Origin of the sequence: Microbacterium sp. CGR2 (genome assembly GCF_003626735.1) — a bacterium.
In the GTDB taxonomy this organism is placed as follows: domain Bacteria; phylum Actinomycetota; class Actinomycetes; order Actinomycetales; family Microbacteriaceae; genus Microbacterium.
The window spans coordinates 186,581-197,349 of record NZ_RBHX01000002.1 but is presented as its reverse complement, the minus strand read 5'-3'; the positions used below and the strand labels follow the sequence as shown (position 1 = coordinate 197,349).

The following is a 10,769-nucleotide window of genomic DNA, read 5'->3' as shown; positions in this document are numbered from 1 at the left end:
GCGGGTGATCATCCTCGCTGCCACTCCGATCGGTAATCTCGGCGATGTCTCGCGCCGCCTCGTCGAGGTGCTCGAGAACGCGGAGACGATCGTCGCGGAGGACACACGGACCACCCAGCGGCTGCTGAAGGCGCTGCAGATCGACAACCGGCCGCGACTGATCGCGCTGCACGACCACAACGAGAAGCAGAAGGCGGCGGAGCTCGCCGCTCTCGCGGCCGGTTCCGACGTGGTGGTGATGAGCGATGCCGGCATGCCGACGGTCAGCGATCCGGGCTACGCCCTGGTGGCCGAAGCCGTGACGCAGGGGGTCACAGTGACGGCGATCCCCGGCCCGAGCGCGGTGCTCATGGCGCTCGCCATCTCCGGGCTCCCCACCGACCGTTTCACGTTCGAGGGATTCCTTCCGCGCAAGCCCGGCGAACGGCGGTCGACGCTCAGGGCGCTGGCCGCGGAGCCTCGCACCATGGTCTTCTTCGAGTCGCCCGCCCGCCTGGCGAGTGCGCTCGCAGACATGGGTGCTGCGTTCGGCGACGAACGGCGGATCGCGGTCTGCCGGGAGCTCACGAAGTTCTATGAGGAAGTACGGCGGGGTACGGCATCCGAACTCGTGGCCTGGGCCGAGGGTGGCGTCAAGGGCGAGATCGTTGTCGTGGTCGAGGGGGCGAGCCGCCGGGATGCTTCGCCCGACGACGCACTGGCTCAGGTGCAGCAGCTCGTCGCCGACGGCATCCGCCTGAAGGATGCCGCGTCCGAGGTCGCCGCGCTCACCGGGCTCTCGTCGCGGGATCTGTATCAGGCCGCGCTCGCGGCCCGCACGCGATGAGTCCGGCGCCCGGGGAATCCGACGCCGCCATCGCGGGCGCGTACGACGCCAGGGCAGCCGAGTACGTCCAGCTCTTGGGAAGCGTCGACCAGATGGACGAACGGGACCGCGAGACGATCCGGCGCTGGCGGGATGAGACACCGGGGCTGCTGCTGGATGCCGGGTGCGGCCCAGGGCATTGGACAGGGTTTCTGAGCGGCGATCACCGCGAGGTCGTCGGCGTCGACATCTCGGGAGAGTTCGTCCGCTCGGCACGCCGGACCCATCCCGAACTGCGCTTCGAGCAGGTCTCCTTCCGAGAACTTCCGTTCGAGGATGCGTCAGTCGGCGGCATCCTCGCCTGGTATTCGCTGATCCACACGCGTCCCGCCGACGTCCCCGCCGTGCTCACCGAGTTCGCGCGCGTCCTCACGCCCGAAGGCGCTCTGCTGCTCGGCTTCTTCGAGGGTCGGCCTCGCGAGCCGTTCGACCATCAGGTCACGACCGCCTATTACTGGTCTGCGGATGCTCTCGCCGAACTGCTGGCGGATGCCGGCTTCGAGGTCACGTCCCGCGAAGAGCGGAGACGGCGTGCGGGGGAGCCCAGCGCACGGCCACACGGCGCTCTCGTCGCGCGCCGGAACTGACGGCGCCGCCGGGTACCCTGGCACGGTGGCAGGGAAGGAAGACGCGATCATGGGCAAGGCAGCGACGGTGTACGACGTCGCCGACCGCGCCGGCGTCTCGATCGCCACGGTCTCCCGCGTCCTGCGCTCGCCGGAGGCCGTGCGTCCGGTGACCCGCGAGCGGGTGCTGGACGCCGTCTCGGCACTGGGATACGTGCCCAGTGGCAGCGCGCGAGGACTGGCGGAGCGGCGCACCGGCGTGCTCGGGCTCTACTTTCCCGGATTCGATGCGGCCGACGAGGCGCCGAATCTGGACGTGCTCGCGGATGTCGGCGCTGCCGTCCCTCCGTACACAGTGATCCGTGACGGCGCGGAACCTGACGCCGCCACGCCCGACGGTGCGCACCCGACGATGCTCTTCCTCGACGAGGTGCTCCGTGGTGCCGAACTGGAAGCGTGGAAGCAGGGCTTCGTGCTCATGGTCGGCGTCGGCCGGGACGACCCCGACCGCTCGACCGTGCGCGACATGGCGGGTCGCGTCGACGGGCTCATGGTTCTCGCCAGCAGCGTGCCCGACGACGTGCTGGCTCGACTGGCGCGTCGCATCCCGGTCGTCGTCCTCTCGGGGCCACCCCGAGGAGACCACTACGACCATGTCACGGTCAGCAACGCGGAGGCCATGGCCGAGCTGACCCGTCACGTCCTGTCGCAGGTGCAGGGGGAGCGGCTCGCCTTCCTCGCCGGCCCACCCGATTCGCCCGACGGCATCCAGCGCCGGGACGGGTTCGCCACCGCTGTCCAGGAGGCGGGGATTCCGATGGATGAGGTGACCGTCGTCCATGGCGACTTCACCCGCGCGTCGGGGCGGCGTGCGGCCGAGGAACTGATGGCGTCGGGGCTCCCGGACGGGCTGATCGCCGCGAATGACCAGATGGCTCTGGGTGCGCTCGATGTGTTCCGCACCAGTGGTGTCCGCGTGCCCGAAGACGTGCTCGTGACGGGATTCGACGGCATCGAGGCGGCAGCGCTCTCGCGGCCGCCCCTGACGACGATCCGACAGCCGATGATCGACCTGGGTCGTGCGGCCGTCCAGGTCCTCGCGCGCCGCTTGGAGCAACCCGGCGCTGAGCCCACCATCGTGCGACTGCCGCTGCAGATCCTGCTTCGCGAGAGTTCGATCCGCCAGAGCTGAGCGGGAAGGAACTCTCCGGAGGGGTTGCCGTATCGAAATGTATGCGCTTACAATTAGCCGCACGGCGTAGGCCGTGCGGGCGCTCCACACAGGAGCGCTCTTCATGACAGAGCTGACATGAGGTGGCAGGGTGTCCAAGACGGACAGAGTGTCGAAGAAGCACATGCTCCGACGCTGGCGGCGTTTCGCCGGCGTGGCGCTGGCGAGTGCGGCGGTGGTGCTGAGCGGATGCAGCATCCAGATCACCTCGCAACCCGACCCGGCGATCGGCGAAGACACGATGCTGATCAACGCCGACAAGGGGAACCCGTTCTTCACCCAGAACTTCAACCCGTATCTGACCAACACGCGCACCGCCTCGCGGTGGATCTACGAGCCGCTGATCATGGTCAACCCGCTCGATGGAACGCTGAACCCGTGGCTGGCATCGGAGTGGTCCCAGCCCGACCCGCGCACAGCGATCATGACCATCCGCGACGACGTGCAGTGGTCAGACGGCGAAGACCTGACGGCGGAGGACGTGGCGTTCACGTTCCAGCTCCTGAAAGACAACCCCCCGCTCGACATCAAGGGCGCATGGCAGCACATCGACACCCTCGAGGTCGAGGGGAACGACATCGTCTTCCACCTGCAGAGCGACGACGCGCCTTCCCTGCCGATCCTCGGCCAGACCATGATCGTGCCCGAGCACATCTGGGCCGACGTCGAGGATGCGGGAACCTGGCGGAACGAGAACCCGGTCGGGACGGGACCGTTCGTGCTGGGCAACTACAACGACCAGCAGTACTCGATGGACAAGAATCCCGACTACTGGCAAGCCGACTCGATAGAGATCGAGCACATCATCCTTCCCGCCACCAACTCCCAGCTCGACACGGTCAGCCGCGGCTACGACTGGGCATACTCCTTCATCTCCGATGTCGAAGGCACCTGGGGCGCAGCGAGCGAACACAACAAGTGGTGGTTCCCGCCCGCAGGAGTGATCGCGCTGATGCCGAACCTCGAGGTCGCGCCCTTCGACGACGTTGATGTGCGCCGTGGCATCGCCCTGGCCCTGGATCGCGAGGAGATCGCGGAAACGGCATCCGAGGGATACATGGAGCCCGCCGGTCAGACCGGTCTCGTCCTCCCGAACCAGGAAGAGTACCTCGATCCCGACATCCCCGACCGGGGAATGATCACGCAGGACACGGATGCCGCGCTCGCGGCCTTCGCCGAGGCCGGATACACCCTGCAAGGCGACCGGCTCGTCGGGGAGGACGGAGAGCAGCTCGAGTTCGCCCTCACCACCGCCAACGGCTTCATGGACTGGACACGGGCCGCCCAGACGGTGCAGAGCCAGCTCGCGGCCGTCGGCGTCAAGGTCACGCTGCGCCTCCCGCAGCCGGCCGGATATCAGAGCGCGATCAGCAACGGCGACTTCGAGATGGCCATCGGCGGCATGGGCAACGGCGACGTCTATCAGGCGTACAACAACCTGCTCTCCAGCGAGTTCTACGTGCCCAGCGGAGAGGCGACGGCGAACAACTTCCAGCGTTTCCGCTCGGATGAGGCGGATGCTCTGCTGGCGGAGTACCGCGGCACCGTCGACACCGAGCGGCAGGCCCAGATCGTCCGCGAGCTGCAGGGCATCGTGTACGACGATCTGCCGGTCATCGGGCTGTACTACGGCGGAATCTGGGGCCTTTTCAGTGACGCGAAGTTCACCGGCTGGCCCTCGGCGGAAGACCCCTACATGATCCCGCAGAACTACGACTCGGCGCCGTTGATGATCTTCACGCGGCTCGAGCGAGTGAAGGGCGACGACCAGTGAAGTACGTATTCCAGAAACTCGGGCTCTTCGTGCTCACCCTGTGGGCCGCGATCACCCTGAACTTCTTCCTGCCGCGCCTCATGCCCGGGTCTCCGGCGGATGCCGCCATCGCGAAGCTCTCGCAGAACGGCCCTGTCTCGGACGCCACTCGCGCGGCCATCGAGGCCCAGTTGGGCGTGCCGACCGGATCGATGTGGGATCAGTACGTGGCCTACCTCGGTCAGGTCGCCCGCCTCGACTTCGGCGTCTCGTACACGTTCTACCCGCAGTCGGTGTCGAGCATGGTCTCCACGGCACTGCCGTACACGATCGGACTGGTGGGGATCGTCACCATCCTCGCCTTCGTCATCGGAACGCTGATCGGGGTCGCCGCGGCCTGGCGCCGCAGAACGTGGCTGGACAGCCTGCCGACTCTCACCGGTTCGTTCCTCAGCACGTTCCCCTACTTCTGGACGGCGCTGCTGCTGCTGTTCTTCTTCGGCTACGTGCTGCACTGGTTCCCCACGACCGGCGCATATTCCGCGACGACGACTCCCGGGTTCACCTGGGACTTCATCGCCGATCTCCTCCGGCACGCGGTGCTGCCGGCGGTGACGATCCTCCTCACCTCCCTCGGCGGCTGGATCATCGGGATGCGCAACGCGATGATCAACACGCTGGGCGAGGACTACGTCACGTTCGCGGAGGCGAACGGTCTGCACGGACGCACGATCGCCCTCCGCTACGCGGCCCGCAACGCGATCCTGCCCAACCTCACCGGCTTCGGGCTCACGCTCGGCGGAGTGGTGGGCGGGTCGATCCTCGTCGAGCAGGTCTTCGGCTATCCCGGCATCGGATATCTGCTCTTCAACGCCGTCATCGGGCAGGACTATCCGCTCATGCAGGCGCTCTTCCTGATGATCACCGTCAGCGTGCTCATCGCCAACTTCCTCGTCGACATCCTGTACGGCGCGCTGGACCCAAGGACCCGCCGATGACCTCCACGATGAACGTCAAGATTCCCGACGGCCGCATCGCCGCTCCCCGTCCGTGGCGATCCTTCGGGCGCATGATCGGCACGCTCTGGTCGAACGGCAAGGCGCGGCTCGGGCTGTGCATCCTCGCCCTGTTCGTCCTGGTCGCGGTGTTCGCCCCGCTCCTGGCGCCGTACGGGCCGAAGGAGAACGACTTCGAACGCAACGCCGACGCCTCGGCCGCGCACTGGCTCGGCACCACCGCAGCCGGAGAAGACGTGCTCAGTCAACTCATCTACGGCGCACAGGTCAGCCTGCTCGTCGGGTTCGCCGCCGGCATCCTCTCCACGATCGTCGCCATCCTCGTCGGATTGACGTGGGGGTACATGCGCGGATTCGGCGGCGAGGTGGTCGGCTTCATCGTCAACCTCTTCCTCGTCATCCCGGGGCTGCCTCTGATGATCGTGATCGCCGCCTATCTGCAGAACGGCGGCATCCTGATGATCATCGCCGTCATCGTGGTCACGGGATGGGCGTGGGGTGCGCGCGTGCTGCGCAGCCAGACGCAGTCCCTCCGCGGGAACGATTTCGTCACCTCGGCACAGTTCTCCGGTGACAGCAGGGCGCGCATCATCTTCCGCGAGATCCTGCCGAACATGACCTCGATCATCGCGGGCACGCTGTTCGGTGCGGCGACCGCAGCGATCCTCGCGGAGGCAGGACTGGAGTTCCTGGGCCTCGGCGACTCCAGCATCGTCAGCTGGGGCACCATGCTCTACTGGGCGCAGAATTCCAACTCGCTCCTCACCGGCCAGTGGCTGCTCCTGTTCGCGCCCGGTCTGTGCATCGCACTGCTGGCGCTGAGTCTCACACTCATCAACTTCGGCGTGGACGGCATATCGAATCCGCGCCTCCGAGAAGGGAAGGGACGATGAACGCCGAAGTCCTTCTGGACGTGCAGGGTCTGTCGGTCGAGTACGCCTCTCCCGGCGCGGTCCCGATCACCGCGGTGCACGATGTGTCCTTCTCGCTGAGGCGGGGGGAGTTCGTCGGGCTGGTCGGCGAGTCAGGGTCGGGCAAGTCGACACTCGGATTCGCGCTCACACGCCTGCAGAAGCCGCCGGCGCGGATCAGCGGCGGACGCATCCTGTTCGGCGGAGAGGACATCCGCGAACTCGACGCCGAGCAGCTCCGCCGCCAGCGTCAGGGCGGGTTCGCCATGGTGCTGCAGTCGGGGATGAACGCGCTGAACCCGGTGCGCACGGTCGGTGCGCACTTCCAGGACATCTTCGCCGCCCACGGTCATGTGCCCCGCGACGCCCGGGATCAGCGCGCACGAGAGCTGATCGGGAAGGTCGGCCTCGATGCAGCGGTGCTCAAGCGCTATCCCGGAGAGCTCTCCGGCGGCATGCGACAGCGCGCGTCGATCGCGCTCGCCCTGTCGTTGGAGCCGCAGCTCATGGTTTTCGACGAGCCGACCACCGCGCTCGACGTGCTGGTGCAGCACGCCGTGATGGACACGATCAAGGACCTTCAGCGCGCCGAGCAGTTCACGGCCATCCTGATCAGCCACGATCTCGGGATCGTCCTCGAAGCCACCGACCGCGTGATGGTGATGCACGAGGGGCGGATCGTCGAGGACGCGCCGAGCCGGAAGATCCTCGAGGATCCGAGCGACGACTACACGCGGATGCTGTTGAGCCACTACGCCGACCCCCGCGCGAAATCCATCTCGATCCCGGGGTTCGTCGATCTCGGCACGCGTCGTCGCGAAGGACGAGCTCGCACAGACGTCACCGAGACACTGCCGACGGTTTCCGAGCGGGACGCGCGTCGCGCGGATGCCGCCATCGTCGTCGAGGGCGTGTCGAAGCATTACCCGGCGCCGCGACGCGGACAGGCAGCGGTCACCGCCGTCGACGACGTCTCGTTCCGGTTGGAGCCGGGGGAGGCTCTGGCTCTCGTCGGAGCATCCGGATCGGGCAAGTCCACGATCGCGAAGCTGATCACGGGTGTCGAGAAGCCGAGTTCGGGCTCGGTGCGCTTCGGCGACACGGACGTCGCATCGCTGCGCCGGCGAGGGCTGCGTGATCTCCGCAAGGACGTGCAGATGGTGTTCCAGGATCCGTATGCCGCGCTGAACCCCCTGCACACGGTGGAGTACGCGCTCTCGCGACCGGTCAAGAACTACACGCCCCTGCGCGGCCAGGAGGCCAGAGCGCGCGTCCTCGAACTGCTCGAGACCGTCGGGCTCACGCCAGTCGAGCAGTACGCGGCGAAGCTGCCGCATCAGCTGTCCGGTGGTCAGCGCCAGCGCGTCGTGATCGCCAGGGCGCTGGCCAGCGATCCCCAGGTGCTCATCGCGGATGAACCGGTGTCGATGCTGGACGTCTCGCTGCGAGCCGGTGTGCTGGCACTCCTGGAGGACCTGCGCGAGCGCTGGGGCATCAGCATGCTGTACATCACGCACGACCTGCTGAGCGCCCGGCTCGTGACCGAGAACATCCTGGTGTTGAACAGCGGGCGTGTGGTCGAGCGCGGAGAGACCTCCGAGGTGTTGCAGCATCCGTCCGATCCGTACACGGTGCAACTGCTGGATGCCGTACCCAATCCTTCACGATCTCGATAGAAAGGAGCACTCGTGCTCACATTCCCTGACGGCTTTCTCTGGGGAGCTGCGACCGCAGCCCATCAGGTGGAGGGGAACAACACGACCAGCAACTGGTGGGCCATGGAGCATGCGCCCGGCTCGTCGATGGTCGAGCCTTCGGGTGATGCCGCCGACCACTTCCACCGGTACCCGGAGGACATGCGGCTGCTCGCTGAGGCGGGGCTGAACTCCTACCGCTTCTCGGTGGAGTGGGCGCGCATCGAACCGGAGCGTGGCTTCGTGTCCCGCGCGATGCTCGACCACTACCGCCGCATGATCGACACGGCGCGCGACCTGGGGCTGGACCCGACCGTGACCCTCATGCACTTCACGGTGCCGCAGTGGTTCCAGAACGACGGCTTCTGGCGTGCGGATGACGCGGTCGACCGGTTCGCCCGGTATGTGGAGACGGTGCTGCCGATCCTCGACGACGTCACCTACGTGTGCACCATCAACGAGCCGAACATCGCCGCGATGCTGGCCGGGGGAGAGGATGCCGCCAACCTCGTCGCCTACGGCCTGCCGAACCCCGACCTGGGTGTCGCCGACACTCTGCTCGCCGCCCATCGCCGAGCATCCGACATCCTGCATTCGGTGCCGGGCATCCAGGCAGGATGGACCATCGCGACCCAGGCCTTCCACTCGACGGGAGAGCCGGGCGCCGATGAGATGCTCGCCGAGTACGGTGACCCGCGGGACCACTGGTATCTGGATCAGTCCGCCGGCGACGACTTCGTCGGGGTGCAGGCGTACACGCGCACGTTCATCGGCCCGGAGGGCCCGCGGCCGGTCAGCGCCGACGTCGAGACCACGCTCACGGGCTGGGAGTTCTTCCCCGAGGCGCTCGAGATGGGGGTGCGCAGCGCGTGGGAGCGCAGCGGCGGGGTCCCGGTTCTCGTCACGGAGAACGGCATCGCCACCGCAGACGACACACGTCGGGTCGCCTACACGCAGGGAGCTCTGGAGGGGCTGCATCGGGCGATCTCGGACGGCATCGATGTGCGGGCCTATCAGCACTGGAGCGCGCTGGACAACTACGAGTGGGCGAGCGGGTTCGCGCCCACGTTCGGTCTCATCGCCTTCGATCACGAGACGTTCGAGCGCACTCCGAAGCCGAGCCTCGCCTGGCTCGGTGAGGTCGCCAGGCGGAACGCACTGAGCTTGTAACAATTGCGGCGGATCGCGGCACCGGCGCCGGGTTACGCTCGGGTCATGACGAGGCATGGTGCGTTCGCAGGGCTGAGTGCGGCGCTGTTCGCCGTCGGCCTGGGCGAGCTCGTCGCCGCGGTGGTCGAGCCGAGCGCGAGCCCGTTCGCCGTGATCGGGAGCGGGCTCATCGACCTCGCCCCCAGCTGGGCCAAGGACACGGCGATCGCGCTGTTCGGCACGGGCGACAAAGTGGCGCTGCTGGTGGGCATCGCGGTCGTGCTTGCGGTGGTCGCCGCCCTCGCCGGGATACTGGAGCTTCGCCGCTCCGGGGCGGGGGCGGTGATCCTGGGCGGCCTCGGCGCGCTTGCCGTGGTGGCTGCGATGGTCCGCCCCGGAGCGGGACCCTTCGCGTGGTTGCCCGGTCTCGTCGCCGGACTCGCCGCGGTGATCGCCGTGCGGGTGCTCATCCGCCGGTTGCGCCCGGTCGCCGGGTTCCAGCCCGACGGAGACGATCGGCGGCGATTCCTCCTGTGGACCGCGGGGGCCGCCACGGTCGGCCTTGCGGCGCTCGTCGTCGGGAACGTCGCGCGGGGTGCGACCCGGTCGATCGAGGCGGTGCGCACGGCACTGCGGCTTCCGACGGCGGCGCGGCCCGCCGCTCCGGTCCCCGCCGCGGCCGAACTCGACATCCCCGGGCTCGCGCCCGTCGTCACGCCGAACCTCGATTTCTACCGCATCGACACCGCTCTGATCGTTCCGCGCGTCGACCCGGCTGACTGGTCGCTGCGCATCCACGGGATGGTCGATCGCGAAGTCGTGGTCACCTGGGACGAGTTGCTCGCCCTGCCGTTGCAGGAGTCCGACGTCACGCTCGCGTGCGTCTCGAACGAGGTCGGCGGCTCGCTGATCGGGAACGCGCGCTGGCTGGGACATCCGATTCGCGACCTCCTCGCCCGTGCGGGGGTCGCCGCCGACGCCGACATGGTGCTGTCGACCTCCGCGGACGGCTTCACGGCGTCGACACCGATCGAGGCGCTCACCGACGACCGCGACGCACTGCTCGCGATCGGCATGAACGGCGAAGCGCTGCCGATCGAACACGGCTTCCCCGCGCGGATGGTCGTGCCCGGCCTCTACGGGTTCGTCTCCGCGACGAAGTGGGTCACGCACCTGGAGGTCACGCGCTTCGACCGCAAGACCGCCTACTGGACCACGCGCGGGTGGTCCGATCGAGGGCCGATCAAGCTTCAGTCGCGCATCGACGTGCCGCGTGGCGGGACTGTCGCGCCGGGGGAGACGGTGATCGCCGGGATGGCGTGGCAGCAGCAGATCGGCATCGAGGCCGTCGAGGTGCGCATCGATGACGGCCCCTGGCAGCGCGCCGAGCTGGCGGATGCCATCTCGGCCGACACGTGGGTTCAGTGGAGCCTGCCGTGGAGTGCTGCGAGCGGTCGGCACACGATCGAATGCCGGGCGATCAGCGTCGATGGGAAGACCCAGACTTCGGAGCCCGCAGCCGTGGCGCCGGACGGTGCGCAGGGCTGGCATCGGACGACAGTGACGGTGACGTAACGAGGCACC

9 protein-coding genes are annotated in these 10,769 nt (G+C 67.9%); all 9 read left to right on the top strand.

Annotation, left to right across the window (positions count from 1 at the left end):
* The first annotated feature begins 4 nt into the window (after positions 1-4).
* The 9 genes from rsmI to D7252_RS19315 all read left to right on the top strand — a co-directional run bounded on the left by rsmI (position 5) and on the right by D7252_RS19315 (position 10,760).
* Positions 5-826, top strand: a complete 822-nt coding sequence (rsmI, locus tag D7252_RS19355) for a 16S rRNA (cytidine(1402)-2'-O)-methyltransferase (RefSeq protein WP_120777222.1) — start codon at positions 5-7, stop codon at positions 824-826.
* Positions 823-1,452: a class I SAM-dependent methyltransferase gene (locus tag D7252_RS19350; RefSeq protein ID WP_120777221.1), complete on the top strand. Its 630-nt coding sequence runs from the start codon at positions 823-825 to the stop codon at positions 1,450-1,452. Before rsmI ends, D7252_RS19350 begins: the two co-directional genes overlap by 4 nt.
* A gap of 25 nt (positions 1,453-1,477) precedes the next feature.
* Positions 1,478-2,623 (top strand): LacI family DNA-binding transcriptional regulator, encoded by a 1,146-nt coding sequence (locus D7252_RS19345; RefSeq protein WP_259461163.1) that lies wholly within the window; start codon positions 1,478-1,480, stop codon positions 2,621-2,623.
* 148 nt (positions 2,624-2,771) lie between these two features.
* Positions 2,772-4,436 carry an ABC transporter substrate-binding protein gene (locus D7252_RS19340; protein WP_259461162.1) on the top strand — a complete coding sequence of 555 codons (1,665 nt, stop codon included), beginning with the start codon at positions 2,772-2,774 and terminating at the stop codon, positions 4,434-4,436.
* Positions 4,433-5,413: an ABC transporter permease gene (locus tag D7252_RS19335; RefSeq protein ID WP_120777219.1), complete on the top strand. Its 981-nt coding sequence runs from the start codon at positions 4,433-4,435 to the stop codon at positions 5,411-5,413. The genes D7252_RS19340 and D7252_RS19335 overlap by 4 nt, the downstream gene beginning before the upstream one ends.
* The gene (locus tag D7252_RS19330) at positions 5,410-6,324 is read left to right on the top strand and encodes an ABC transporter permease (RefSeq protein WP_120777218.1); all 915 of its coding nucleotides are present in this window, start codon (positions 5,410-5,412) and stop codon (positions 6,322-6,324) included. The genes D7252_RS19335 and D7252_RS19330 overlap by 4 nt, the downstream gene beginning before the upstream one ends.
* Entirely contained in the window at positions 6,321-8,018 is a 1,698-nt protein-coding gene (locus tag D7252_RS19325; protein WP_120777217.1) for an ABC transporter ATP-binding protein, read from the top strand. The genes D7252_RS19330 and D7252_RS19325 overlap by 4 nt, the downstream gene beginning before the upstream one ends.
* A gap of 12 nt (positions 8,019-8,030) precedes the next feature.
* The gene (locus D7252_RS19320) at positions 8,031-9,206 is read left to right on the top strand and encodes a glycoside hydrolase family 1 protein (RefSeq protein ID WP_120777216.1); all 1,176 of its coding nucleotides are present in this window, start codon (positions 8,031-8,033) and stop codon (positions 9,204-9,206) included.
* Positions 9,207-9,251: 45 nt separating this feature from the next.
* Positions 9,252-10,760, top strand: coding sequence for a molybdopterin-dependent oxidoreductase (locus tag D7252_RS19315; RefSeq protein ID WP_120777215.1), 1,509 nt, complete (start codon positions 9,252-9,254; stop codon positions 10,758-10,760).
* The last annotated feature ends 9 nt before the right edge of the window (positions 10,761-10,769 follow it).